Source organism: Roseomonas alba, assembly GCF_019430885.1.
Lineage (GTDB): Bacteria > Pseudomonadota > Alphaproteobacteria > Acetobacterales > Acetobacteraceae > Neoroseomonas > Neoroseomonas alba.
In genome coordinates this window covers 122,491-147,674 of sequence record NZ_JAHYBZ010000003.1, presented here as the reverse complement: position 1 = coordinate 147,674, position 25,184 = coordinate 122,491, and the positions used below count along the sequence as shown (strand labels likewise).

Genomic DNA, 25,184 nt, shown 5'->3' with positions numbered 1-25,184 from the left:
GCAGGCCGGCGACGGCCCGCGTGGGGGCGTCGGATCCCCCGCAGCGCACTACCTCCGAAGCCCCTCGAACCGCCTGTTGCGACGGTACCGCGTCGGCGCCGGCATCGGCTCAGTAGGTCGTGACGCCGGTGGCACGGACCACGGGCGCCCATTTCCGTCCCTCGGCCTGTATGAAATCCATGTACTGCTCGCGCGACATGGGTGAGGGCGTCGCCTCAACGCGGGTGAACTGCCGCACGAGAGTCTCGTCGCGCAGGGCTTCGAGGGCCGCAACGTGAAGCGCGTCCTGGATCGGCTGCGGGGTCGCGGCAGGCACGGCGAGACCGTACCAGTTGTCCGATACCACGCTCGGCATGCCGAGTTCCGCGGTGGTGGGGACATCCGGCAGCGCGGCGATGCGGTTGCCGGTCGTGACGGCGGGGGGCCGCAGCGTGCCCGCGGTGATGTGCGGCATCAGAACCGGGACATCCGCCACCACGAAATGGACGCGCCCGCCGAGAAGGTCCGTCACCGCGGGCGCAATGCCGCGATAGGGCACATGGACCACCTGAAGCTTCGCCTCGGCCGCCAGCAGCTCGCAGGCGAGATGGGTGATCGAGCCAACGCCGGAGGAGCCGAATTGCAGCGCGCCTGGCCGTGCCCTGGCGGCTGCGACCAGATCATCGAGCGAATGGAAGTCGCCATCGCCCTTCACGACCAGGACCTCCGGCACCCGCACCACGAGCGTCAGATGCGCGAGATCGTGCATCGCGTCGAAGGGCATGCGCGTCGGCATGGCAGGGATGATCGCGAGGGTGGCCAGGGTGGTGAGAGCCAGGGTGTAGCCGTCGGGGGCTGATTTCGCGACGGCGTCGACCCCCAGCACGCCGCCGGCGCCGGAACGGTTCTCCGCGACAACGGTCTTGCCGAGCCGGGCGCCGAGCGCCTCGGCAAGGACGCGGCCGAAAAGGTCGGCCGGCCCGCCCGCGACGAAGGGAATGACGAGGCGCAATGGCCGATCCGGCTGCCAGGCGAGGGCAGGCCGCGCAAGCGGCAGCGATGACGCGGCCAGCAGGATGTTGCGTCTCAGCATGGTCGATCTCCTCCCCGGGGCGCCGTCGTTGCGGATCCAGTTTGTTCTTGCGCGGGACGATCAGTGCGCGGTGTCCCGCAGGAAGTCCCGCGCCTCCTGCGCCACGATGGCGGCGTGTTCCCAGGTCACGCAGAAGCGCCCGTTCGGCACCACCCGCAGCGTCGCGCCGTGAAGGTGGACCATCATCTCGTCCTGGTACTGCAGGAAGTAGAAATGCTCGCCCATCAGCACCCGCACCGGGCAGCGCAGCCGGCCGAGGCCGGCGGCGAGGTCATAGGCGCGCAGCGCGTCCAGCGCCTGCCAGCGGTCCCGCCCGGCCTCGATCTGGGCCCGGTTGATACGGTCCATCCAGGATTGGGTCGGGTGCATCGGTGAGTGCGCCGGGTCGCGGTCGAGCACGAAATCGATCGTGCGCGTCAGCGGAAAGCCGGACGCATCGGTGGGCCGATGCTCGGCGGTGACATCGCCCTTGGTCTGGTTGAGCGGCACGCCCGGCAGGTAGGGGCAGTTCACCAGCAGGACCCGCGAGACGCGGTCCGGGTGACGACCGGCGAGATCGGTGGCGACCAGCGAGCCGACGGCCTCGCCGATCAGATGCGCGCGGGCGATGCCATGCGCGTCCATCAGCGCGAGGGCGATGTCGGCATAGTCGCCGATGCCGGGCTGTTCGGCGACGTGGTCGGACATGCCGTGGCTTGGATAGTCCATCGCCAGCACATGGAAGCCCGGCGCGAGTTCCTCGATCAGTTCCAGCATCAGGGCGGAGGATTGCTGGTTGATGTGGAACAGCAGAACTGCTTCGCCGCGCCCAGCGCTGCGATAGTGGATGGTGCCGAGCCTCGTCTTCAGCAGGCCGCGCTGGACCTCGGTCACGGCCGGGACGTCCCGGGTCGCCGCAGCCCTGCCGCGCGGCATCGCCGGGGGATGCGTGCGCTACCGTGGATGCCGGCCCGCGAGGATGACAGGCGTCCCCACCCGGTCTGACCGGAGATGCCACACGTCTCGTGACCGCCCGGGTGCCGGATGGAATGCCGATGGACGGCCGCGTGCGCGAGCCGTGTCTTCATGCCGTTTCTCCCGCGCCCAGTGTTCCGTAGCGAGATCGGAATGACAAGGCCGCTTTTGCCCGGTGCTTGTCGGGACTGGGTCGCTGGAGCGGATCCCGATCGGATGGAATCGTCGGGTCGGGCGAAGATGCCCATGAAAACAGAAATCGAGAGGCGTTGCCGTGAGCCACGGCGAACGGAAACGGCCCTAGCCGCGCCCCACCATCCGGCGGAAGCCGAGGAACAGAGCGAGCGCCACGATCAGCAGCCCCGCCGCGAAGATCACCGGAACCGTCGCACCGCCCGACATGTCCGCCAGCCACCCGGCCAGCGGCGGAAACCCCGTGCATCCCGCGTAGAACCACACGAAATACACGCCGAGCCCCTGCGCCCTCCGTTCCGGCGGCACCGCCAGCGCCGGCAGGGCCGAGAACACCGTGATCGGCAGCGCGTAGAGCAGCCCGTGGAGCGCCAGCAGCACCGCCGCCCAGCCCAGCCCCACGACCGGCAGAGCCGCGGCCAGTGCCGCCGAAGCCGGGATGCAGACCAGCACCATCGGCAGCACGATCCCCGGCCGCCTCGCCAGCAGCGCCCCGGCCGGCACGGCCAGTACGTTCACCCAGGACATCAGCGAGGTCGCGAAGCCTGCCTCCGCGACCGACAGGCCGCGCGCGACCAGCAGCGGCGGCGCGAAGGTGACGAGGATCATGTAGGTCCCGTTGATCAGCGCCCAGCAGGCGCCGGCGAGGCACATGAGGCGGATCTCGCGTCCGGTCAGCCGGCCTCCGCCCGAGGGTGGCGGCGCGGCGCCCTGGGCCGGGCGCGATGCGACGGCCAGCGCCAGCCAGGCTAGACTCATCACCACTGCGCCGACCAGGAAGGGCAGCTGCCAGCCGAGGCTCACCGCCAGTCCCGGCAGCACCGCCTGCGCCGCGGCTATGCCGAGCGGCCAGCCGAGCACGTAGATCGCCATGGCGGGGAACAGGTCCGCGCCCTTGAAGCGGTCCTGCATCATCTTGGTCAGCAGCACGATGACCAGGACGGTGCCGGTGCCCATCAGCAGCCGCCCGGCATAGAGCAGCGCCACGCCACCGCTGGCCGCCGTGGTCACCAGGCCGCCGGCGACCAGCAGCGCGCAGCCGCCCAGCACCATCGCCCGATCGTGCAGGCGCGGCCCGGCAAGGCCGATCGGGACGGCGAGGAAGAGGCCGGGCAGCCAGAACAGCCCGACCAGCGTGCCGAACTGCGTCCAGTCCATCCCGAAGGCCGGGACCAGGGCGGGCCCCGCAGCGCCCGGCCCCTGGAAGAGCACACCGAGCGCCGCGCGCAGCAGGAAGACCGCGGCGAGGAAGCCGACCGCGCGCCTCATCGCAGCACCAGCAGCCGGGACGGGGCGCGCAGGCGGACGCGCAGGATGGCGTGCTGCCGGAACCGCCGGGCCAGCATCGCGATGCGGCGCGGATCGCCCAGCATCAACAGGTGCTCCTCGGCCCAGGGCGGCCGCGCGGCGTGGCCAGTGCCTTCGAGGACAGGCATCCGCGCGACACGCCGCAGCCGTGCCAGCGCGCGGTCGTTCCAGCCGCGCGGCATCGCCCGGCTCATCGGATTCCACGCGCCGATGAAGGCGCCCTGACGGACGCGCGCCGCGGCCAACAGCGCATCCACCGGGGCCGAACGCCGCCCGAGCCGCGCCTCCGCCCCTGCCGCCTCATAGACCGAGATGCGCCAGCCGCGCGCCAGGCGCGGTCCGATCGGCAGCGGGTCGGGATGCAGGATGCGGAGATGCGGCAGGCTCACGACAAATGCAGCAGCATGCCCTTCAGATACTGGCTCTCGGGCAGCATCGGATGCAGCGGATGGTCCGGCCCGGCGCCGCCCATGTGCAGGATGCGCGCCTCGCGTCGCGCGCGGTGCACCCCCCAGGCGACGGCATCGGCGAATTCGCCCGGTGCGACGTGGTGGCTGCACGATGCGATGAACAGGAAGCCGTTGCGCTCCACCAGCCCGGCCGCGTTCCGCGCGAGCTTCGCATAGGCGCGCAGCGCCGCCGGCTGGTCCTTGCGCGTCTTGGCGAAGGCGGGCGGGTCGGCGATGACGACGCCGAAGCGCTGGCCGGCGCCGAGCATGCGTTCCAGCGTCTCCATCGCCTCGCCACGCTGGGTGGTGACGCGATCGGCGACGCCGTTCAGCGCGGCGCCCTGCGACGCGGTAGTCAGCGCGTGCTCGCTGCGGTCGAGCAGCGTCACCTGCGTCGCCCCGGCCGCCGCACAGCCGATGCCGAAGCCGCCGGTGTGGCAGAAGGCGTCGAGCACCGTCGCGCCCTTCGCCAGCCGAGCGACCCGTGCGCGATGCTCCCGCTGGTCGAAGAACCACCCCGTCTTCTGCCCGCCGAGAAGATCGACCGGGAAGCGCAGCCCATTCTCCTCCACCTCGGCGCCGGCAGCGTCGCCGGCGAGCAGCCGCGTTTCCTCCGGCAGCCCTTCCAGGCCGCGCACGCCGCTGTCGTTGCGTGCGACGATGCCGCGCGGCGCGACCAAAGCAGTCAGCGCCTCGACGACCAGCGGCGTTGCCACATCCATCCCGGCGGTGTTCGCCTGCACGGCCAGCACGTCGCCATAGCGGTCCACCACCAGGCCCGGCAGGCCATCGGCCTCGGCATGGACCAGGCGGTAATGCGGCGCGTCGAACATCCGGTCACGGATCGACAGCGCCTGGGCGAGCCGCGCGCGGAACCAGCTCGCATCGCAGGGTGCGGCGGGATCGGCGTCGAGCCGCCGCGCCGCGATCAGCGAATGCGGATTGAAGTGCCAGGCACCGTGCTTCACGCCGTCATCGCCTTCCAGCCGCACGATGCTACCCGGCGGCAGCGCCTTGGCGGCGGGCGTCATGGCGATCTCGTTGGAGAAGGCCCAGGGATGGCCGCCCTTCACGCGGCGATCGCGGCCAGGCAGCAGGCGGAGGATGAAACGGTCAGCGGACATGCCGCCGCCTAGTCCTTCCCGCCGGCAGGGGCAAGCCTGCCGGCCTCCTGGACCAGCCGGCGATCGGTCGTGACAACCGCATGCCTGGATGGGCCGTCCCCATGGCGGCGCGGCCGGTCGGGCCGCAACATGCTGGGAATGCCTCGCTTCGCTTCACATTCAGCGGCCGAGAGGCCCCCCGGGGGGGGAGGGCGACAGTGTGGCGCTCCTGTCGGTTCTGCGCGAAGGGCCGTGACGGTCAGTCCCCATTTCTGGCAGCGGCGCCCTGCGCGCTTCCGACGCCGTCCGGGCCGGCAGCTCGGGCGGCCTCTTCGCGCAGCCGCGCAGCGACATCCCTCAGGCTCGCTGCCGAAGGGTCATGCTCGCGCGAGATCAGCGACACCTGGGCGCCCCGCACGACGATGTCCGGCCGCACGATAGCGAGACGCCCGGCCGCCACATCCGCGGCCGCCACCAACAGCGGCGCGACCACCAGGCCATGGCCGGCCAGCGCCGCCTCATAGGTGATGTAGAAATGCCCGAAGGCCTGCCGCGGCAGGCCGAGCTTCGTCACCCCCGCCGCCGCCAGCCACCGGTCCAACTCGCCCAGCCGCGTATTGCTCTCGAGCAGCGGCAGGCCGTCGGGCAGGGCGCCCGGGGCGCATCGGTCGAGCAGATCCGGTGCCGCGAACGCCGCCAGGTTCTCGCGGAACAGGGGTTCCGAGCGGTATCCCGGCGGTAGGAATCCGTCCCGCCGGATGGCGGCATCGTGCGGCAGCACCACCCAGTCCTCGCCGGTATGCGTGGCCTGGATGCGCATCCTCAGCCCGGGCAATGCCTGCTCCAGCCGCGGCAAGAGGGGCATCAGCCAGCGCATGGCCAGGCTGGTCGGCGCGAGCAGCAGCAGTTCCATCGGCGCGCCGGGGACCGCTATTTCCGCGATGCCGATCTGGATGGTCTCCATCCCGGCGGTCACGGCCTGTGCGAGACGCCGGCCGGCCGCCGTCATCGGCGGGTCGCGCGCATCCTCTCCGAAGAGCGGCGTGCCGAGCCACTGCTCCAGCGCGCGGAGCTGCTTGCCGATGGCGCCGAGCGTGACGTTCAGCTCCGCCGCCGCGGCGGCGCGGTTGCCGAGCCGCGCCAGCGCCTCGAAGGCCACGAGCATGCGCAGGGGCGGGAGTCTCTCGCGCGGCCCGCGGACCATCGTGACGCCTTCATGCAGCTACGGTTGCGATCGTGTGACGCTCGGAAATCGGCGCCTCGAAAGGCGGCGGCGAAGTCGCTCACGCCTCCGCAAACCTAGGCCCTATAGCCGGCGCCGAGAAGCGAGAGGTTCCGATGCAAGAGGTCCTGGTCAACGACCGGCGCTACGCGCTGCCCCGGCGTCCGGTGGCGGTGCTGTGCCTGGATGGCTGCGATCCGGACTATTTGGTGGAGGGCCATGCCCGCGGCGAGCTGCCCGCCTTCGCCCGCCTGCGCGACAAGGGCTTCGCCGGTCAGGCGCTCTCGGCCATGCCGAGCTTCACCAACCCGAACAACGTCTCCCTGGTGACGGGCACACTGCCGGCCGCGCACGGCGTCTCCGGCAATTTCTACCTCGACCGCCGCACCGGCGAGACGGTGATGGTGACCGGCGACGAGGAGCTGCGCGCGCCGACCATCCTCGCGGCCATGGCCGGGGCCGGGGTGCCGGTCGCGATGGTCACCGCCAAGGACAAGCTCCGCAAGGCGCTGGCCAAGGGCCTGCCGATCGGCCCCTGCGGCATTGCCCTTTCCGCGCAGAATGCGCGGGACGCCGCGGAGGCGACCCACGGCATCGGCGACGTGGAAGCGAAGGTCGGCCGCCCGCAGCCGGACCAGTATTCCGCGGATCTCTCGCTGTTTGTGCTGGATGCCGGCATCGCGCTGCTGCGCGAGGGGCGGGCACGGCTGCTCTACCTGTCGCTGTCGGACTATGTGCAGCATCGCTGGGCGCCGGACCGGGACGAGGCCCGCGCCTTCATGCGCGCGCTGGACGCGCGCATCGCCGCGCTGCTCGATCTCGGCTGCCTCGTCGCGGCGACGGCCGACCACGGCATGCACGACATGTCGAAACCGGACGGCAGCCCGAACGTGGTCTTCGTGGGCGACATGCTGGACGCGGCCTTCGGCGCCGACGCCACCCGCGTGATCTGCCCGATCACCGACCCCTTCGTGCGCCACCATGGCGCCCTGGGCGGCTTTGTCCGCGTGCACATCCTGCCCGGCGCGAACCGTCCTTCGGTGGCCGCGATCCTGGCTCGGCTGGTCGGCGTCGAAGGCATCGCCCTCGCCCTGTCCGGCGCGGAGGCCTGCGAACGCTTCGGCCTCGCACCCGAGATGGAAGGCGATGTGACGGTCATAGCCGCCCCCGGCGTGGCGCTCGGCGCGCGCGCGGCGGAGCACGACCTGTCGCAGCTCGCCGGCGAGCGGCTGCGCTCGCATGGCGGTACCGCCGAGCAGACGGTGCCCTTCCTGCTCTCCGAACCGCTCTCGCCCGAATGGCTGCGGGCGCACCCGGCACTCCGCAACTTCGACATCTTCGACGCCGCGCTGAACGGGGTGCGATCGTGAGGCGGGCCGTCGTCGTCGTGCTGGACGGGCTCCGGCGCGACCTGCTGGGCCCGGAGACCACGCCGGAGCTGCACGCCTTCGTCGCGGCCGCGACGGGCTTCCCCGCGCATCGCTCGGTCTTCCCCTCCGCGACGCGCGTGGTCTCGGCCAGCTTCGCCACGGGCTGCTTCCCGGCGAAGCACGGGCTGCAGGGCAATGCCGTCGCGTTGATCGAGGATGGCCGCCTGGTCGGCCATGATGTCGGCCGCCCAGACTTCATGGACCATTGGCGCGCCGTTGCCGGCCGCACGCTGCGCATGCCCACCCTCGCGCAGCGCCTGTCCGAGGCGGGGCGGGTGGCGATGGTGTTCAGCAACGTCTCGCCCGGGGCCGCGCGGGCGCATGACCCGGACGGCCATGGTTGGGTCTTCCACCGCGCCTGTTCCTTCGCGCCCGGCCTGCGCCGGCTCGACGGCGCCGAGGCTGTCACCGACATCACCCTCGACACGGATGGCGACACGCGGCTGACCGCCCGCTTTCTGGACCAGGCGCTGGCTGGCGAGGCCGCTCTCGGCGTGCTGTGGCTCGGCGAGCCCGACCACGCGCAGCACGAGCACCCGCTCGGCTCACCCCCGGCGATGGCCGCCGTCCTCGGCGCCGACGCCTGCTTCGGCATGGTCCGCCGTGCCGTCGCGGCCCGCCGCGCCGCGGGCGAGGACATCCTGCTCATCGCCTGCTCCGACCACGGCCACCAGACGGTGAGCGAGGTAGTGGACATCGACGCTGCCCTCATCGGCGCCGGGCTGAAGCGCGATGCGACCGATGACAGCCTGCTCGCCGTGTCCAACGGCACCGCGGCGCTGATCTACCTCGCCGAGGGCCGCGAGGATGCCGGCGCGGTGCTGCGCTTCCTCGCGGCCCAGCCCTGGGCCGGGCGGGTCGTCGCCGGCGCGGACCTCGCCAGCATCGGCCAGGCACCTGTGGGCGGGCTGCTCTGCGCCGTGTCGATGCGGGCGGACAGTGCGCCCAACGCCTACGGCATTCCCGGCCGCGCCGCCGCGGCGAAGCCCGCGCAGGGCAAGCCCGACCGCCTCGGCTGCGGCCAGCATGGCGGGCTCGGCATCCAGGAGCAGATGCCGTTCCTGCTCATCGAGGGCCCGGGCTTCGCGCCGGGTGCCGTCTCCGGTCTTCCGAGCGCGGTCGTCGACCTCGCCCCCACCATCCTCGCCCATCTGGGGCTGGCGGCGGCGGGCTGCGACGGCCGTGCGCTGCACCACCCGTGACACCTGCCAGGAGCCCATGACATGAACCGTCCCCTCTCGCGCCGTGCCACGCTCGGCGGTGCCCTCGGCCTGCCCTTCGGCCTTGCCGCCGCACGCGCCGCGGATGTGCCGCGCAGCGGCGTGCTGAAATACGCCACCCTCGGCCTCGATACCTCCGACCCGCACCGCCACACCGGCGCGATCGGCGTGCAGCAGGCCTATGTCGAGGGGCTGACCAGCATCGCGGCGAATGGCGCGGTGGAACCCTTCCTCGCCGAGGCGATCGACATCTCCGCCGACGGCCGCACCTACACGCTGCGCCTGCGCGAGGGCGTGCGCTTCCACAACGATGACCCGATGACGGCGGCCGATGTGGTCGCCAACCTCGAACGCGTGAAGACGAAGATCCGCGGCGGCTGGCTGACCAGCGCCATGCGCCAGGCCGAGGGCTTCGAGGCGACCGATGCCCGCACCGTGGTGATCCGCCTGCGCGAACCCTATGCGCCGCTGCCCAGCCTGCTGTCCGAGATGTGGATCCTGTCGCCGAAATCGCCGGGCTGGGACGACACCATCACCCTGCCGATCGGCACCGGTCCCTTCACCTTCGGCGAGTGGCAGCCCAAGGTCCGCTTCCGCGCCCCGGCTTTCGCGGGCTACTGGCAGGCCGAGCGCCCCTATCTCGCCGCGGTCGAGTTCGACCTGCGCGACGAGGCCGACCACGCGCTGGCGCTGCGCGCCGGCGACCTGCACGTCGCCTCCGTCACCCGCGACAAGCTGCGCCCGCTGCTGCGCGACCCGTCGCTGAGCGTGCGGCCGATCAAGGACACGACCTGGTACTTCACCTCCTTCAACAACCGCAGCCCGCGCGCACCCTTCGACGACATCCGCGTGCGCCAGGCCATCGCCTACGCCATCGACAAGCGCGCGGTGATGAATTTCGTCGCCGGGCAGGACGCCATCGTCACCAACCAGATGGTCATTCCGGGGCATGTCTATTTCGACCAGGCGACGCATGACGCCGACGCCCATGCCCGCCCGGACCTCGACCGCGCCCGCGCGCTGCTGCGCGAGGCGGGGGTGAACCCGGCCGCGCGCCGGCTCGAGGTCATCTCCTGGCAGAGCGCCTATCCGCAGGTCATCATCCAGATGATCAAGCGCCTTGGCTTCGAGGTGAACCACGTGGCGCTGGACGATGTGGGCGCGCAGCGCCGCCTGGGCCAGTACGACTGGGACCTCGCGCTGTTCGAGAGCGGCCCGCGCGCCGACATCTTCCTGCGCTATGTGCGGTTGATGAGCGACGGGCCGAACCCGGTGCTGTGGGGCGGCATCCAGGATCCCGAGCTCGACGCGCTGATCAACCGCGCCGTCGCCGAGCCCGACGAGGCGCGCCGCAAGGCCGGCTACCTGGCCGCCTTCCGGCGCGTGATGGAGAAGTACTACTTCGTGGTGCTCGGCCACGAGCAGTCGCTGATCGTGAACCGCGCCGAGGTCGAGGGCTGGGAGCCGGGCTTCACCTGGTCCTGCCACTGGGCGAGCGGCGGGCTGGCCGGCACGCGGCTGCGGGCGCGCGCCTGATGGACGGTGCGGCCTCCGCGGCAGCAGCCGGGGCGCCGGTGCCCGCAAAGCCCGTCCGCCGCCGCCTGCCGCCGCGGCTGGCCGCCGCCCTGCTGCTGGTGGGGCTGGCGCTGCTGCCCGGGCTGGTCGGCCTGCTGCCGGGCATGCCGGACCCGATGGAGCAGGATCTGCTCGCGCTCAACATGCCGCCGGATGCCGCGCACCCGCTCGGCACCGACCATCTGGGGCGTGACGTGCTGGCGCGGCTCGCCGCCGGCACCTGGCTGACGTTGCCGACCGGGATCGGCGGTACGCTGCTGGCCGCCGGCCTCGGCGCCGGCATCGGCATGCTGGCGCTGACGCTCGGCGGCGTCGTGGCCGGCGCGGCCTATGCCGCCTTCGATCTGTTGCGCGTGCTGCCCGGCACGTTGCTGGCGCTGCTGACCGCCGTGGTGCTCGGCAACGGCGTCTGGCCGGTCACGCTCGCGCTCGGGCTGGCCTATGCGCCGTTGTTCGCCGAGGTGGTCCGCACCGCCCATGCGCGGGAGATGGCGAGCGACTACGTCGCCGCCGCGCGCGTCTTCGGCCTCGGGCGGCTGGCCGTGCTGTGGCGGCACGTGCTGCCCAACCTGCTCGGCCCGCTGATCACGCTGTCGGCCATCGTGCTGCCGCGCTGCATCGTCACGGAATCGGTGTTGTCCTTCCTCGGCCTCGGCGTCTCGCCGGAACGGCCGAGCTGGGGCCGCATGATCGCCGATGCCAGCGGCTTCGTGGAGGATGCGCCGCATGCGGTGCTGGCGCCGATGCTGGCGCTGTCCGCCCTGACCCTGGGCCTGTCCCTGCTGGGCGAGATGGCGCGCCGCCGCGCCGACCCCCTGCGCCGCGAGGGCCGGCCATGAAGGGCGTCCTCGTGATCGGCGGCGCGCTGTTGCGCGCGGTGGGGCTGGTCGCCGCCATCGCCATCGTCGTCTTCCTGCTGCTGCGCACGGTGCCGGGCGACGTGGTGGACGTGATGGCGGCGCAGGGCGACCTGAACGCCGCCCAGCAGGCCGCGTTGCGCGCCGAGCTCGGCCTGGATGGTGGCCTGCTGCACCAGTTCGGCCATTGGGCCGCCGCGCTGTCCTCGGGCCAGCTCGGGCAGTCGCTGCGCTTCGGCAGGCCGGTGGCGGAGATGGTGGCGACGGCGCTGCCCGTCACGCTCGGCTTCGCGGCCATGGCCTTCGCGCTGGGGCTGGTGCTGGCGATGGCGCTGGCGATCGGGGCGGTGCTGCTGCCGCGCTCGATGCTACCGGGGCTGGTCGAGGCCATCAACCTCTGGTCCATCGCCATGCCCACCTTCGTGGCCGGGATGGGCGCGATCCTGGTCTTCTCGCTCTGGCTCGGCTGGCTGCCGGTGATCGGCAACCTGCCGGTGCCGGTGGTGATCCTCGGGCTCGACATCGCCGGCCAGCTCGCCAAGCCGCTGCTGGAAGAACTGCGCGAGGCGATGGCGGCGCCGCATGTGCGCACCGCTCGCGCCAAGGGGCTGCATCCGGTGCGGATCGCGCTGGCCCATGTGCTGCCGGCGGCGCTGCCGGTGCTGCTCGCGCTGTCCTCCGTCACGCTGGCCGGGCTGATCGGCGGCACCATGACGATGGAGGCGCTGTTCGGCCTGCCGGGCCTCGGCAGCCTGGTGCTGAACGCGGTGCATGGCCGCGACCTGCCGGTGGTGCAGGCGGTGGTGCTGGTGCTGGCGGTGGGCGTGGTGGCGATCAATGCGGGCGCCGACGCGCTGCGGCGCCTAGCGGATCCGAGGCTGACATCATGACCCTGCTGGCCGTCACCGGGCTGACCGTCGCGGCGGGCGAACGCCGCCTGGTCGATGCCGTGAGCTTCGCCATCGCGCCGGGCGAGGTGCTCGGGCTGGTGGGCGAATCCGGCAGCGGCAAGTCGCTGACCGCACTGTCGCTGGCCGGCCTGCTGCCGGAAGGCATCGCGGTGACCGGCGGCCGCGCGGATTTCGCCGGCCAGCGTCTGACCGGGCTGACCGAGCGCGGCTGGCGCGCCCTGCGCGGCCGGCGCATCGCGATGGTCTTCCAGGACCCGATGGCGAGCCTCAACCCCTTCATGACCGCCGGCACCCAGGTGATGGAGGCGCTGCGCCAGCACCATGCCGAACCCAGTGCGGCGCTGCGGGCGCGCTGCGACCGGCTGTTCCGGGAGGTGGGGCTGGATGCCGCGCTGCATCCGGGGCGCCGCCCGCACCAGCTCTCCGGCGGGCAGCAGCAGCGCGTGGTGATCGCGATGGCGCTGGCCGGCGACCCCGAGCTGCTGCTGGCGGACGAGCCCACCACCGCGCTCGATGCCGCCGTGCAGGCGCAGATCCTGGCGCTGCTGCGCCGGCTGGTCGCCGATCGCGGGCTGGCGATGCTGTTCATTTCGCACGACCTCGGCGTCGTGGCCTCGGTGTCGCAGCGGGTCGGGGTGATGCGGCATGGCCGGCTGCTCGAGATCGGGCCGGTCGGCCGGGTGCTGCGGGCGCCGTCCCATCCCTATACGCGGGAGCTGGTGGATGCGCGCTCCCGCCTGGCCGGAGAGGTGCGCGCGGCAGCCTCCGGGGAAGAGGTCGTGCTGCGGGTGGAGGGGCTCGCCGTCGCCTATCCCGGCCAGGGCGCCTTCGCCGCGCCGCGCCGCGTGGTGGAGGGCGTGGACCTGACGCTCGCCCGGGGCGAGGCGTTCTGCCTGCTGGGCGCATCCGGCAGCGGCAAGAGCAGCGTGGCGCGCGCGCTGATGGGGCTGGCGGCGCGGCCGGCCGGGCGGGTCGAGCTGACGGGCCGGGTGCTGCCGCCGGGCCTGGCGGCGCGGCGCGATCCGCTGTCCCGCCGCATCCAGATGGTGTTCCAGAACCCCTATTCCTCGCTGAATCCGCGTCTGACCGTGCTGCAGGCCCTGGCGGAGCCGCTGATGACGGCGGGCGTGCCGCGTGCGGAATGGCGCGCGCGGGCCGGCACCGCGCTGGCGGAGGTGGGGCTGGCCGCCGAGCATCTCGACCGCCACCCGCATGCGCTGTCCGGCGGGCAGCGGCAGCGCGTGGCGATTGCGCGCGCGCTGCTGGCGGACCCTGCCGTACTGGTGTGCGACGAGGTGCTGTCGGCGCTCGATGCCAGCGTGCAGGGGCAGGTGCTGGCGCTGCTGCAACGGCTGCGGCGGGAGCGCCGGCTCGCCGTGCTGTTCATCACCCACGACCTCGGCGTTGCGCGCTATCTCGGCGGCCAGGTCGGCGTGATGGCCGAGGGGCGGATCGTGGAGCGCGGGGACACCGCCGAGGTTCTCGACAATCCGCGCCATGCCATGACGCAGGGTCTGCTGGCGGCGCAGACGCTGCTGCCCGCGGCGTGAACCGCGGGACCGGGTGGCGCACGACGGCCGAGCCTCGCCATCGTGAGGCCGGTATCAGCTCGACCGTGTCAGGGCTGCCCGATCCGCTACGGCGACGCCGTCTTCCAGACGCCGAATGCGCCCCTGCTTCTCGAGCGTGGAGACCACGCGTGAGAATGTCTCCGGCGTCATCCCCAGTCGGGATGCGATCGCTGAACGGGATTCCGGCAGGTTCACCATGCCGGCTCCCACCTCCTCCGAAACCCGGCGCGCGAGGAAGCCGGCGACCCGTTCTTCCGCGCCGCGCAGCTTGAGATCGACGACCTGGCCCACCATCAGGCGCCAGTGCCGTGCGAGCAGCTCATTCGTCGCACGGCTGAGTTCCAGGGACTCCGCGACGCCCTGCCGGAATGCGGATGCGGGGATCAACAGCACGCGGACTTCGGACAGCGCGACGGCGGAAGCGAGGTAGGGCCGCTGCAGCACGACCGCGGGCACGAGCAGGATCTCGCCCGGGCCGAAGAACTCGACCATGGCCTTGTTCGAGGGCGAGACGCTCGCCTGCAGGCCGACGCTGCCTTCCAGGATCATGTGCACGAAGTCGGGTTCGTCGCCCTGTTCGAACAGCACGGCGCCGCGCGGCACGATCTGCGAGATGCTGTGCTCCAGCAGTCGCGCCATGGCTGCGGATCCGGCGGCCTGGAAGAACGGGGACTGCTCGACGAGCGCCGCGGAACGGGATGCCTTCGTCATTATCGTCCTCAGGAAATGGTGATCACGGGTTGGGATCTCTGTGTGCTTGATTTAGATCACCCAATCAGGCGGATTCAATCACTCGCTGCCTTATCCGCGTAAGGAAATTCCCAAAAATTCCTGACGCTGGCCTGATGCGATTGATCTTCGTCAAGCTTCAGGGCCTCCTCCGTATCGCATCACGCTGCCGTCTCGGGAAGAAGACGGAGACGCACATGTCCCAAGCACCGACGACAGCCGACTCAGGGGCGCAATCGCGCGCCCTGTGGCTGTCCACCCTCGCATTCACCGTCTGTTTCGCCGCCTGGACGATCTTTTCGATCCTCGGCGTGCAGATCAAACGCGACCTCGGGCTGACCGAGTTCGAGTTCGGTCTGCTCGTCGGCACGCCGATTCTGACCGGCAGCCTCGTGCGCCTCGTCCTCGGGGTCTGGACGGACCAGTATGGCGGGCGCGTGATGTTCACCCTGGTGATGGTGACCGCGGCAATCGCGACCGCGCTGCTCGCGCTGGCTTATGACTACACGACGTTCCTGCTTGCGGCGCTCGGCATCGGCATCGCCGGCGGCTCCTTCGCCGTCGGCATCGCCTATGTCTCGAAGTGGTATCCAAAGGAGAAGCAGGGCACCGCGCTCGGCATCTTCGGCGCCGGCAATGTCGGCGCGGCGGTGACCAAGTTCCTCGCCCCCATTGTGCTGGTGGCGATGGGCTGGAAGGCGGTCGCGCTGATCTGGGCCGCGGCGCTGCTGGTGATGGCCATGGTGTTCTTCATCTTCACCAGGGACGATCCCGACCTCGCCGCGCGCAAGGCCACCGGCGCCAAGCCGGAATCCTTCGCCGCGATGATGGAGCCGTTGAAGAACGTCCAGGTCTGGCGCTTCAGCCTGTACTACTTCTTCGTCTTCGGCGGCTTCGTCGCACTCGCGCTCTGGCTGCCGCGCTACATCATCGAGGCCTACGGCTTCGACATCAAGACCGCGGGCATGATCGGCGCCGCCTACTCGGTGCCGGCCAGCATCTTCCGCGCCTATGGCGGACTCCTGTCCGACAAGCACGGCGCGCGGCGGGTGATGTACTGGACCTTCGGCGTCTCGGCGATCGTGACCTTCCTGCTCTCCTACCCGCCGACAGACTTCGTGATGCAGGGCATCGGCGGCCCGATCGCCTTCCATGTCGGCGTCGGTGTCGCGCCCTTCATCGTGCTGGTCTTCGTGCTCGGCTTCTTCATGAGCCTGGGCAAGGCGGCGGTCTACAAGCACATCCCGGTCTATTACCCGAACCGTGTGGGTGCGGTGGGTGGCGTCGTCGGGCTGATCGGCGGCCTCGGCGGCTTCATCCTGCCCATGGCCTTCGGCCTGCTGAACGACCTGACCGGCATCCGGCAGTCCTGCTTCATGCTGCTCTTCGTCATCAGCGCGGTGTCGCTGCTGTGGATGCACGCCGCGATCATCCGGATGGAGCGCGAGGCCGCCGGTGCGGCGCTCGAAAGCTTGCCGGCCCTGCCGGAGATGCAACCGATCCATGGCGCGGCCCAGCAAGGCGCGCTGCGCGGCGACGCCATCCAGGACTGGCGCCCGGAAGACCCTGTCTTCTGGGAGGAAAAGGGGCGCGCCATCGCGCGGCGCAACCTGTGGATCTCCATCCCCTGTCTGCTGCTCGCCTTCGCGGTGTGGATGGTCTGGTCGGTGGTGGTGGCCAAGCTGCCGGTCGTCGGGTTCCGCTTCACCACCGACGAGTTGTTCTGGCTCGCCGCGCTGCCCGGCCTGTCGGGTGCGACGCTGCGCATCTTCTATTCCTTCATGCCGCCCATCTTCGGCGGGCGGCTGTGGACCACGCTGTCGACCTGGTCATTGATCCTGCCCGCGCTCGGCATCGGATTCGCGGTGCAGAATCCGAATACCCCCTACTGGGTGTTCCTGATCCTCGCGCTGCTCTGCGGCTTCGGCGGCGGCAACTTCGCCTCCTCCATGGCCAACATCTCCTTCTTCTTCCCCAAGCGGGAGAAGGGGAATGCGCTGGCCCTGAACGCCGGCCTCGGCAACCTGGGCGTCAGCGTGGTGCAGTTCGTGGTGCCGATGGCGATCACCGCCGGCGTCTTCGGCTGGCTCGGCGGGGAACCGCAGGCACTCAGCGCCGGCGGCGCCCTGTGGCTGCAGAATGCCGGCTTCGTCTGGGTGCCCTTCATCGCGGCCGCGGCCTTCGCCGCCTGGTTCAAGATGGACGATCTCGCCGCGATGAAGGCGTCCTTCGCCGACCAGGCGGTGATCTTCCAGCGCAAGCACAACTGGATCATGTGCTTCCTCTATACCGGCACCTTCGGCTCCTTCATCGGCTACTCCGCAGGCTTTCCGCTGCTGGCCCGCACCCAGTTCCCCGAAGTGGATGCGCTGCAATTCGCCTTCCTCGGTCCGCTGGTGGGCGCGCTGTCCCGCTCGCTGACCGGCTGGGTGTCGGACAAGTGGGGTGGCGGGCGCGTGACCGTCTGGGTCTTCGTGCTGATGGCGCTCGGCGTCTATGGCGTCATCCACTTCCTCGGCGCCAAGGGCGAACCCGGCGCGTTCTGGGGCTTCTTCGGCTGCTTCATGCTGCTGTTCTTCGCCAGCGGCGTGGGCAATGCCTCCACCTTCCAGATGATCCCCGCGATCATGAGCAAGGAGATGGGGCGGCTGATGCCCGAGGCCGACGCCACAGCGCGGCGCGCCCAATCCGAGAAGGAGAGTGCGGCCATCATCGGCTTCACCTCCGCCATCGCGGCCTATGGCGCCTTCTTCATTCCCAAGAGCTACGGCAGCGCGATCGCCATGACCGGCAGCCCGCTCGCGGCACTCTGGGCCTTCTTCGTCTTCTACCTGCTGTGCATCGCCGTGACCTGGTTCGTCTACACCCGCCGCGGCGGCCTGCTGCACGACATCGAACGTGGTCGGACCCCCGGCCCCGCCGTGAACGCCTGATCGGCAAGGAACAGCCATCATGAGCCACTTCCTCGACCGTCTGACCTACTTCAGGAAGTACGCCGGCACCTTCTCGAACGGTCATGGCGACGTGACCACCGAGAGCCGCGCCTGGGAGGATGCGTACCGGTCCCGCTGGGCGCACGACAAGATCGTGCGCTCCACACACGGGGCGAACTGCACCGGCTCCTGCTCCTGGAAGATCTACGTCAAGGGCGGGATCGTCACCTGGGAGACGCAGCAGACCGACTACCCGCGCACGCGGCCCGGCCTGCCGAACCATGAGCCGCGCGGCTGTTCGCGCGGGGCGTCCTATTCCTGGTATCTCTACAGCGCGAACCGCATCAAATACCCGATGATGCGCAAGCGCCTGGTAAAGCTGTGGCGTGCGGCGAAGGCCCAGTACGCCGACCCCGTCGCGGCCTGGAAGTCGATCCAGGACGATGCGGAGAAGCGGCGCGAATACCTCTCCGCGCGCGGCCATGGCGGCTTCGTGCGCGTGACTTGGGATGAGGCGGAGGAGCTGATCGCCGCCGCCAATGTGCATACCGTGAAGCAGCACGGGCCGGACCGCGTCATCGGCTTCTCGCCCATTCCGGCGATGTCGATGGTCTCCTACGCGGCGGGCAGCCGCTACCTGTCGCTGATCGGCGGCGTCTGCATGTCCTTCTACGACTGGTATTGCGACCTGCCGCCGTCCTCGCCGCAGACCTGGGGCGAGCAGACCGATGTGCCGGAATCGGCCGACTGGTACAATGCCGGCTTCATCATGATGTGGGGGTCGAATGTGCCGCAGACGCGCACGCCCGACGCCCACTTCATGGCCGAGGCGCGCTATCGCGGCACCAAGGTGGTGACCGTCACGCCCGACTATTCCGAGGCGTCGAAATTCGCCGATTTGTGGCTGCATCCGAAGCAGGGCACCGATGCGGCGCTCGCGTTGGCGATGGGCCATGTGATCCTGAGCGAATGGCACGCGAAGGGACGCGGCGACTACTTCATCGACTATTGCCGCCGCTATTCCGACATGCCGATGCTGGTGATGCTGACCGAGCGCGACGGGCGCCTGGTGCCCGACCGGCAGTTGCGCGCAAGTGATCTGCCGGATGGCGGCGGCGAGGCCAACAACCCCGACTGGAAGACCGTCGCGATCGACGATGCGACCGGCGCGCTCTATGTGCCGACCGGCTCGATAGGCTTCCGCTGGGGTGAGCAGGGCAAGTGGAACCTCGAGGGCCGCGACGCGAAGACCCTCGAGGCCGTGTCGCCGCGGCTGTCGCAGCTTGGTGGCGCCAGCGCGGCGGTGACCTTCCCCTATTTCGGCGATGGCGCGCCGGAGTTCTTCAACCCCACCAGCCTGGGCGACACCGTCACCCACGACGTGCCGGTGCGCGCGGTCACGCTGGCCGATGGGCGCAGCGTGAAGGTCGCGACCGTCTACGACCTCTTCCTCGCCAATTACGGCGTGGTGCGCGACGGGGCGGCGAACTACGACGCGATGGCGCCCTACACCCCCGCCTGGGCCGAGGCTGTCTGCGGCGTGAAGCGCCAGCAGATCATCGCGGTGGCGCGGGAATTCGCCGACAACGCCGAGAAGACCAAGGGAAAGTCCATGGTCATCCTCGGGGCGGCGCTGAACCACTGGTACCACTCGGACATGAACTACCGCGGCATCATCAATCTGCTGGTGATGTGCGGCTGCATTGGCCAGTCGGGCGGCGGCTGGGCGCACTATGTCGGGCAGGAGAAGCTGCGGCCGCAATCCGGCTGGATCCCGGTGGCCTTCGCGACCGATTGGAGCCGACCGCCGCGGCAGCAGAACTCGACATCGTTCTGGTACGCGCACACCGACCAATGGCGGTACGAGACGGTGCAGGTGAAGGACATCCTCTCGCCGACCGCACCGCAGGCGCTGACCGGCCAGATGATCGACTTCAACATCCGCGCCGAGCGCATGGGCTGGCTCCCCTCCGCCCCGCAACTTCAACGCAACCCGCTCGCCATCGCGGCGGAAGCGGAGGCCGCCGGCGTGGCGGTACCGCAATATGTCGCGCAGTCGCTCAAGGCCGGCACGCTGGAGATGTCCTGCGAAGACCCCGACCATCCGAGCAACTGGCCGCGCAACCTGTTCGTCTGGCGGTCGAACCTGCTGGGATCCTCGGGCAAGGGGCATGAGTATTTCCTCAAGCACCTGCTCGGCACGCAGCATGGCGTGCAGGGCAAGGACCTCGGTGAGCAGGGCGCGGCGAAGCCCGAGGAAGCCGCCTGGCATGACGAGGCGCCGAAGGGGAAGCTCGACCTTCTGGTGACGCTCGACTTCCGCATGAGCACCACCTGCATGTACTCCGATATCGTGCTGCCCACGGCCACCTGGTACGAGAAGCACGACCTCAACACCTCGGACATGCATCCCTTCATCCATCCGCTTTCCGCGGCGGTGGATCCGGCCTGGGAGAGCCGCACCGACTGGGCGATCTTTCGCGGCATCGCCAAGCGCTTCTCGGCGCTATGCAACGGACACCTGGGCCGCGAGAAGGACACCGTCCTCACCCCCCTGATGCATGACAGCCCGGCGGAGCTCGGTCAGACGCATCAGGTGCGCGACTGGAAGAAGGGTGAGGTCGAGCCCATCCCCGGCAAGACCATGCCGGCGGTGACCGTGGTGGAGCGCGACTATCCGAACACCCACGCCCGATTCACCGCGCTGGGTCCACTGATGGATAAGCTCGGCAACAACGGCAAGGGCATGGCGTGGAAGACCGACCACGAGGTCGAGTTCCTCCGCCACCTCAACGGCGAGGTCGAGGTCCCGGGCGTCGAGGGCAAGCTCGCGAAGATGGAATCCGACATCGACGCCTGCGAGACGCTGATGCACCTCGCGCCCGAGACCAACGGCCATGTCGCGGTGAAGGCATGGGAGGCGCTGGGCAAGGCCACGGGCCGCGACCATCGCCACCTCGCCCTGCCGAAGGAACACGAGGCGATCCGCTTCCGCGACGTGCAGGCGCAGCCGCGAAAGATCATCTCGTCGCCCATCTGGTCGGGGCTGGAGAGCGAGGAGGTCTGCTACAACGCCGGCTACACCAACGTGCATGAGCTGATCCCCTGGCGGACCCTGTCGGGCCGGCAGCAGCTGTATCAGGACCATCCCTGGATGCTCGCTTTCGGCGAGGCGCTCTGCCTCTACCGCCCGCCGGTGGATCTGCGCACCACGGGGCCGATGCACGGCGTGAAGCCGAACGGCAACAAGGAACTCGCGCTCAACTTCATCACCCCGCACCAGAAATGGGGCATCCACAGCGTCTACACCGACAATCTGCTGATGCTGACGCTCTCGCGCGGCGGGCCGATCGTCTGGCTGTCCGAGACCGACGCGGCGGATGCGGGCATCGAGGACAATGACTGGATCGAGGCCTTCAACACCAACGGCGCGCTCTGCGCCCGTGCGGTCGTCTCCCAGCGCGTGCCGAAGGGAATGATCATGATGTACCACGCGCAGGAGAAGATCGTGAACGTGCCGGGCAGCGAGATCACGCACGCCCGCGGCGGCATCCACAATTCCGTCACGCGCACCACCCTGAAGCCGACGCACATGATCGGCGGCTACGCGCAGCTCGCCTACGGCTTCAACTACTACGGCACGATCGGCACCAACCGCGACGAGTTCGTCCTTGTTCGCAAGATGGCGAATGTCGAGTGGCTGGATGGCCCGCGCGTGACACCCCAGGCAGCAGACCTCAAGGCGGCGGAGTAACGGCCATGAAGATCCGCGCTCAGATCGCGATGGTCCTCAATCTGGACAAGTGCATCGGCTGCCACACCTGCTCCGTCACCTGCAAGCAGGTCTGGACCAGCCGGGAGGGCGTCGAATACGCCTGGTTCAACAATGTCGAGACCAAGCCCGGCATCGGCTATCCCAAGGAGTGGGAGAATCAGGACAAGTGGAAGGGCGGCTGGACGCGCAAGCGCAACGGCAAGATCCAGCCGAAGATCGGCGGCAAGTGGCGGATCCTGGCGAACATCTTCGCCAACCCGAACCTGCCCGAGATCGACGACTACTACGAGCCCTTCACCTTCGACTACACGCACCTGCAGACCGCCCCTGAGTCGGAGGCGGTGCCGGTCGCGCGCCCCGTTTCGCTGATCACCGGCGAGCGGATGGAGATCAAGTGGGGCCCGAACTGGGAGGAGATCCTGGGCACGGAGTTCCGCAAGCGCTCCGTCGACCGCAACTTCGAAGGCATCCAGAAGCAGATCTACGGGCAGTTCGAGAACACCTTCATGTTCTACCTGCCGCGGCTCTGCGAGCACTGCCTCAACCCATCCTGCGTCGCCTCCTGCCCCTCTGGCTCGATCTACAAGCGGGAGGAGGACGGCATCGTTCTGATCGACCAGGAGAAGTGCCGGGGCTGGCGCATGTGCGTCTCCGCCTGCCCCTACAAGAAGATCTACTACAACTGGCAGTCCGGTAAGGCCGAGAAGTGCATCTTCTGCTACCCGCGCATCGAGGCGGGCGAGCCGACCGTGTGCTCCGAGACCTGCGTCGGCCGCATCCGCTATCTCGGCGTGTTGCTCTATGACGCCGACCGCATCGAGGAAGCCGCCAGCGCGGAGAATGAGCAGCAGCTTTATCGCAAGCAACTCGACATCTTCTGCGACCCGCATGATCCGAAGGTGATCGAGCAGGCGCGCCGCGATGGCGTGCCCGAGGCCTGGCTGGAGGCCGCGCGCAACAGTCCGACCTACAAGATGTGCATCGACTGGCAGATCGCTTTCCCGTTGCACCCGGAATACCGCACGCTGCCGATGGTCTGGTACGTGCCGCCGCTCTCCCCCGTGCAGTCCGCGGTGGAATCCGGCCATGTTGGCTGGAAGGATGGGCTGCCGGACATCGCCTCGCTGCGCATTCCGGTGAAGTATCTGGCGAACCTGCTGACGGCGGGGGCGGAGACACCGATCGTGCTCGCCCTCCAGCGCATGATGGCGATGCGCATGCACATGCGCGCACGCACCGTCGAGAACCGCGAGGAACTCGCGATCCTCGACAAGGTCGGTCTCACCAAGGCGCAGGTGGACGACATGTACAACACGCTGGCGATCGCGAATTACGAGGATCGCTACGTCATCCCCACCACCCACCGGGAATACGCCGAGAACGCCTTCGACCTGAAATCCTCCTGCGGCTTCTCCTTCGGCCAGGGCTGCTACGACGGCCGCACGGTGGGCAATCTGTTCAGCGCCTCCGGCCCCTCGGCCGGGCGCATGGCGCCGACCCGCATCCGGGAAGCCGCCGAGGCGCAGAAGGAGAGCCAGTCGTGAACAAGCGCCTTGCCATCCTCTCCACCCTGCTGCGCTACCCGGACGAGGCGCTGCGTGCCGACCTGACGGATGTGATGACGGAGATCGCGATGGCCGGTTTCGCCGATCGCGACCGTCGTGCGCTGGAACGGCTCGTCCGCCGGCTCGGCGCGGGCGATGCGCTCGACCGGCAGGAGGATTTCGTGCGGCTGTTCGACCGGGGCCGCTCGACCAGCCTGCACCTGTTCGAACACGTCCATGGCGACACCCGCAACCGCGGGCCGGCCATGGTGGAACTGGTCGCGATCTACGACGCGAACGGCTTCGCCCTGGCGGGGCAGGAGCTGCCGGACTACCTGCCGCTCGTGCTGGAATTCTGCGCCGTCGCGCCGGCCGAGACGGCGGCGAATCTCCTGTCCCAGGCCGGGCCTTTACTGCAGCAGATCCACGCCAAGCTGGTCGCGCGCGGGCTGCCTGCCTCGCGCGGCTATGCGGCGGTTCTTGCCGCCGTGCTGGCGGAAGCGTCGCTGGCGCCCACCACCCTGCCCACGGAAGCCAACGACCAAGCCGACGAGGACGACCTCGCCGCGATCGACGCCGCTTATGAAGACCAGCCCGTCGTCTTCGGTCCGGAATCCGACCCAGACCAGCAGGGCGCCCGTGCCAAGGTCGCCGCCATGATCCAGCGCCTGCGCTCCGTGCGCCAGGCCGCCGCCAAGCATTGAAGGAGAGCCGCGATGTCCGCCCTCTGGAACGGCTTCACTGACTACCTGCACGCCTTCCTGTTCGGGATCTATCCCTATATCTGCGCCGGCATCTTCTTCGTCGGCAGCCTGATCCGCTTCGACCGCGACCAGTACACCTGGCGCTCGGGCTCCTCGCAGATGCTGCGCAACCGGCAGTTCCGCATCGGCTCGAACCTGTTTCACCTCGGCATTCTGTTCATCTTCTTCGGCCATCTGGTCGGGCTGCTGACCCCGCACGAGGTCTATGAGCACTTCATCACGGCGCGGGAGAAGCAGCTGCTCGCCGTGGTGGCGGGTGGCGTCGCCGGCGCCTTCTGCTTCGTCGGCCTGTCGATGCTGCTGCATCGCCGGTTGTTCGACGAACGCATCCGCCGCACCTCCACCACCATCGACATTGCCATCCTGGCGCTGCTCTGGGTGCAGCTCACCCTCGGCCTGACCACGCTGCCCTTCTCCATCGCCCACAGCGATGGCGGGACGATGCTGAAGCTCTCCTCCTGGGCGCAGCACATCGTCACCTTCCGGGCCGGCGCGGCAGACTATGTGCGCGGCACTGACCTGGTGTTCCAGATGCACATGGTGCTGGGCATGACGCTGTTCCTGCTCACGCCCTTCTCGCGCCTGGTGCACATCTTCTCCGCACCGGTCTGGTACCTGTTCCGCAACTGGCAGATCGTGCGCCGCCGCGGCGGTGCGACTGTCCGGCCCGGCCCCGTGGCCGCGCCGCACGCCGGCCCGGCGGAGTGACGGCCATGGTCGTGCATTTCCATCCACCGCCTGAACGCCCCGCCGCGGCGAAGCGGGAGGGCCCCGACCTTCCCGAACAGGACGTCGTCGTGAACGGGACCGTCATCACGGCACGCGAGATTGCCGCTGAGATGCAGCACCATCCCGCCGACACGGCTGAGGCTGCCTGGAACGCGGCGGCTCAGGCGCTGGTGATCCGGCATCTGCTGGAGACAGCCGCTGCGGCGCGCGGTCTCGACCCGCAGGACGAGGAGTCCCTTGACGCCCTCCTCGCCGCCGAGGTGCCGGTGCCGATGGTGGACGAAGCCGCTTCGCGACGCTGGCATGCCGCGCATCCTGAACGCTTCGGCGTGCCGGATCTGTGGGAGGCGAGCCACATCCTGATCGCGGCCGATCCCGAGGACGCGCCAGCCCGTGAGGTCGCACGCGGCAAGGCGGAGGTCTTGCTCGCCGAGATCGAGATGGACCCAGCACGTCTGCCCGCGCTGGCCCGCCTGCATTCGGATTGCCCGTCGCGCCGGGAGGGCGGCCATCTCGGCCAGGTGGCGCGCGGCAGCACGGTGCCGGAGTTTGAGGCTGCTCTCGCCGCCCTGCGGCCGGGCCAGGTGAGCGGCGAGGTCATCGCCTCGCGCTATGGGCTCCACGTCGTGCAACTCCATGCCCATGCACCGGCGATCGTGCCGGACTTCGACAGCATCGCGGAACGCGTCGCGGCTGATCTGGGCGCGCAGTCCTGGCGCGAAGGGGTGCGGCAGTACATCGCGATCCTTGCCTCCCGCGCGCGGATCGAGGGCTTCGCCTTCGACGGCGCGGCGGCCGGCCCGCTCGTCCAATAGGGCGCGGTCATGGTCGGGGCGGCGATGGAGA

19 protein-coding genes are annotated in these 25,184 nt (G+C 69.8%); 12 read left to right on the top strand and 7 right to left on the bottom strand.

The annotated features are described in order from the left end of the window. Window positions 1–109: 109 nt before the first annotated feature. The 6 genes from KPL78_RS09435 to KPL78_RS09410 form a co-directional block, all read right to left on the bottom strand. A complete protein-coding gene (locus KPL78_RS09435; protein WP_219762691.1) occupies window positions 110–1,072 on the bottom strand; it encodes a Bug family tripartite tricarboxylate transporter substrate binding protein in 963 nt (320 codons plus the stop codon). 60 nt (window positions 1,073–1,132) lie between these two features. Then, window positions 1,133–1,945 (bottom strand): alpha/beta fold hydrolase, encoded by an 813-nt coding sequence (locus tag KPL78_RS09430; protein WP_219762690.1) that lies wholly within the window; start codon window positions 1,943–1,945, stop codon window positions 1,133–1,135. A 381-nt stretch (window positions 1,946–2,326) separates the two neighbouring features. After that, window positions 2,327–3,487, bottom strand: coding sequence for an MFS transporter (locus tag KPL78_RS09425; protein ID WP_219762689.1), 1,161 nt, complete (start codon window positions 3,485–3,487; stop codon window positions 2,327–2,329). Further along, window positions 3,484–3,915, bottom strand: a complete 432-nt coding sequence (locus KPL78_RS09420) for a DUF3293 domain-containing protein (protein ID WP_219762688.1) — start codon at window positions 3,913–3,915, stop codon at window positions 3,484–3,486. The genes KPL78_RS09425 and KPL78_RS09420 overlap by 4 nt, the downstream gene beginning before the upstream one ends. After that, window positions 3,912–5,099: a class I SAM-dependent rRNA methyltransferase gene (locus KPL78_RS09415; protein WP_219762687.1), complete on the bottom strand. Its 1,188-nt coding sequence runs from the start codon at window positions 5,097–5,099 to the stop codon at window positions 3,912–3,914. Before KPL78_RS09415 ends, KPL78_RS09420 begins: the two co-directional genes overlap by 4 nt. 238 nt (window positions 5,100–5,337) lie before the next feature. Beyond that, window positions 5,338–6,282 (bottom strand): LysR substrate-binding domain-containing protein, encoded by a 945-nt coding sequence (locus tag KPL78_RS09410; protein WP_219762686.1) that lies wholly within the window; start codon window positions 6,280–6,282, stop codon window positions 5,338–5,340. A 134-nt stretch (window positions 6,283–6,416) separates the two neighbouring features. Between KPL78_RS09410 and phnA the strand changes: the two genes are divergently transcribed. Genes phnA through KPL78_RS09380 form a run of 6 tightly spaced genes read left to right on the top strand, consistent with a single transcriptional unit; the run spans window position 6,417 to window position 13,843 of the window. Continuing rightward, a complete protein-coding gene (phnA, locus tag KPL78_RS09405; RefSeq protein WP_219762685.1) occupies window positions 6,417–7,670 on the top strand; it encodes a phosphonoacetate hydrolase in 1,254 nt (417 codons plus the stop codon). Beyond that, window positions 7,667–8,932, top strand: coding sequence for an alkaline phosphatase family protein (locus tag KPL78_RS09400; RefSeq protein ID WP_219762684.1), 1,266 nt, complete (start codon window positions 7,667–7,669; stop codon window positions 8,930–8,932). Before phnA ends, KPL78_RS09400 begins: the two co-directional genes overlap by 4 nt. Window positions 8,933–8,953: 21 nt before the next feature. Then, a complete protein-coding gene (locus KPL78_RS09395; RefSeq protein ID WP_219762683.1) occupies window positions 8,954–10,486 on the top strand; it encodes an ABC transporter substrate-binding protein in 1,533 nt (510 codons plus the stop codon). A 38-nt stretch (window positions 10,487–10,524) separates the two neighbouring features. Next, the gene (locus KPL78_RS09390) at window positions 10,525–11,364 is read left to right on the top strand and encodes an ABC transporter permease (protein WP_219762682.1); all 840 of its coding nucleotides are present in this window, start codon (window positions 10,525–10,527) and stop codon (window positions 11,362–11,364) included. After that, window positions 11,361–12,272: an ABC transporter permease gene (locus KPL78_RS09385; protein WP_219762681.1), complete on the top strand. Its 912-nt coding sequence runs from the start codon at window positions 11,361–11,363 to the stop codon at window positions 12,270–12,272. Before KPL78_RS09390 ends, KPL78_RS09385 begins: the two co-directional genes overlap by 4 nt. Beyond that, complete coding sequence (locus KPL78_RS09380; protein ID WP_219762680.1) at window positions 12,269–13,843, top strand: dipeptide ABC transporter ATP-binding protein; 1,575 nt, start codon at window positions 12,269–12,271, stop codon at window positions 13,841–13,843. The genes KPL78_RS09385 and KPL78_RS09380 overlap by 4 nt, the downstream gene beginning before the upstream one ends. A 54-nt stretch (window positions 13,844–13,897) precedes the next feature. Here the strand turns inward: KPL78_RS09380 and KPL78_RS09375 are convergent, their stop codons facing one another. Beyond that, the gene (locus KPL78_RS09375) at window positions 13,898–14,575 is read right to left on the bottom strand and encodes a cyclic nucleotide-binding domain-containing protein (RefSeq protein WP_219762679.1); all 678 of its coding nucleotides are present in this window, start codon (window positions 14,573–14,575) and stop codon (window positions 13,898–13,900) included. Window positions 14,576–14,790: 215 nt separating this feature from the next. Between KPL78_RS09375 and KPL78_RS09370 the strand changes: the two genes are divergently transcribed. From KPL78_RS09370 to KPL78_RS09345, 6 genes are read left to right on the top strand one after another with little or no spacing between them, the layout of a single operon-like run. Further along, window positions 14,791–17,526: a nitrate/nitrite transporter gene (locus KPL78_RS09370; RefSeq protein WP_219762678.1), complete on the top strand. Its 2,736-nt coding sequence runs from the start codon at window positions 14,791–14,793 to the stop codon at window positions 17,524–17,526. 19 nt (window positions 17,527–17,545) lie between these two features. Next, the gene (locus KPL78_RS09365) at window positions 17,546–21,280 is read left to right on the top strand and encodes a nitrate reductase subunit alpha (RefSeq protein WP_219762677.1); all 3,735 of its coding nucleotides are present in this window, start codon (window positions 17,546–17,548) and stop codon (window positions 21,278–21,280) included. Between the two features lie 5 nt (window positions 21,281–21,285). Next, complete coding sequence (narH, locus tag KPL78_RS09360) at window positions 21,286–22,845, top strand: nitrate reductase subunit beta (RefSeq protein ID WP_219762676.1); 1,560 nt, start codon at window positions 21,286–21,288, stop codon at window positions 22,843–22,845. Beyond that, window positions 22,842–23,549, top strand: coding sequence for a nitrate reductase molybdenum cofactor assembly chaperone (narJ, locus tag KPL78_RS09355; protein WP_219762675.1), 708 nt, complete (start codon window positions 22,842–22,844; stop codon window positions 23,547–23,549). The genes narH and narJ overlap by 4 nt, the downstream gene beginning before the upstream one ends. Before the next feature lie 12 nt (window positions 23,550–23,561). Then, window positions 23,562–24,317 carry a respiratory nitrate reductase subunit gamma gene (gene narI, locus KPL78_RS09350; protein ID WP_219762674.1) on the top strand — a complete coding sequence of 252 codons (756 nt, stop codon included), beginning with the start codon at window positions 23,562–23,564 and terminating at the stop codon, window positions 24,315–24,317. Between the two features lie 5 nt (window positions 24,318–24,322). Then, window positions 24,323–25,153, top strand: a complete 831-nt coding sequence (locus KPL78_RS09345; protein ID WP_219762673.1) for a peptidylprolyl isomerase — start codon at window positions 24,323–24,325, stop codon at window positions 25,151–25,153. Window positions 25,154–25,184 lie beyond the last annotated feature (31 nt).

Excerpts from the sequence above, each read along its gene's own strand:
- narI (WP_219762674.1), top strand. The coding sequence starts at position 23,562 with ATGTCCGCCCTCTGGAACGGCTTCACTGACTACCTGCACGCCTTCCTG.
- KPL78_RS09395 (WP_219762683.1), top strand. The coding sequence starts at position 8,954 with ATGAACCGTCCCCTCTCGCGCCGTGCCACGCTCGGCGGTGCCCTCGGC.
- KPL78_RS09365 (WP_219762677.1), top strand. The coding sequence starts at position 17,546 with ATGAGCCACTTCCTCGACCGTCTGACCTACTTCAGGAAGTACGCCGGC.
- phnA (WP_219762685.1), top strand. The coding sequence starts at position 6,417 with ATGCAAGAGGTCCTGGTCAACGACCGGCGCTACGCGCTGCCCCGGCGT.
- KPL78_RS09410 (WP_219762686.1), bottom strand. The coding sequence starts at position 6,282 with ATGGTCCGCGGGCCGCGCGAGAGACTCCCGCCCCTGCGCATGCTCGTG.
- KPL78_RS09345 (WP_219762673.1), top strand. The coding sequence starts at position 24,323 with ATGGTCGTGCATTTCCATCCACCGCCTGAACGCCCCGCCGCGGCGAAG.
- KPL78_RS09425 (WP_219762689.1), bottom strand. The coding sequence starts at position 3,487 with ATGAGGCGCGCGGTCGGCTTCCTCGCCGCGGTCTTCCTGCTGCGCGCG.
- KPL78_RS09375 (WP_219762679.1), bottom strand. The coding sequence starts at position 14,575 with ATGACGAAGGCATCCCGTTCCGCGGCGCTCGTCGAGCAGTCCCCGTTC.
- narH (WP_219762676.1), top strand. The coding sequence starts at position 21,286 with ATGAAGATCCGCGCTCAGATCGCGATGGTCCTCAATCTGGACAAGTGC.
- KPL78_RS09380 (WP_219762680.1), top strand. The coding sequence starts at position 12,269 with ATGACCCTGCTGGCCGTCACCGGGCTGACCGTCGCGGCGGGCGAACGC.
- KPL78_RS09435 (WP_219762691.1), bottom strand. The coding sequence starts at position 1,072 with ATGCTGAGACGCAACATCCTGCTGGCCGCGTCATCGCTGCCGCTTGCG.
- KPL78_RS09370 (WP_219762678.1), top strand. The coding sequence starts at position 14,791 with ATGTCCCAAGCACCGACGACAGCCGACTCAGGGGCGCAATCGCGCGCC.
- KPL78_RS09385 (WP_219762681.1), top strand. The coding sequence starts at position 11,361 with ATGAAGGGCGTCCTCGTGATCGGCGGCGCGCTGTTGCGCGCGGTGGGG.
- KPL78_RS09415 (WP_219762687.1), bottom strand. The coding sequence starts at position 5,099 with ATGTCCGCTGACCGTTTCATCCTCCGCCTGCTGCCTGGCCGCGATCGC.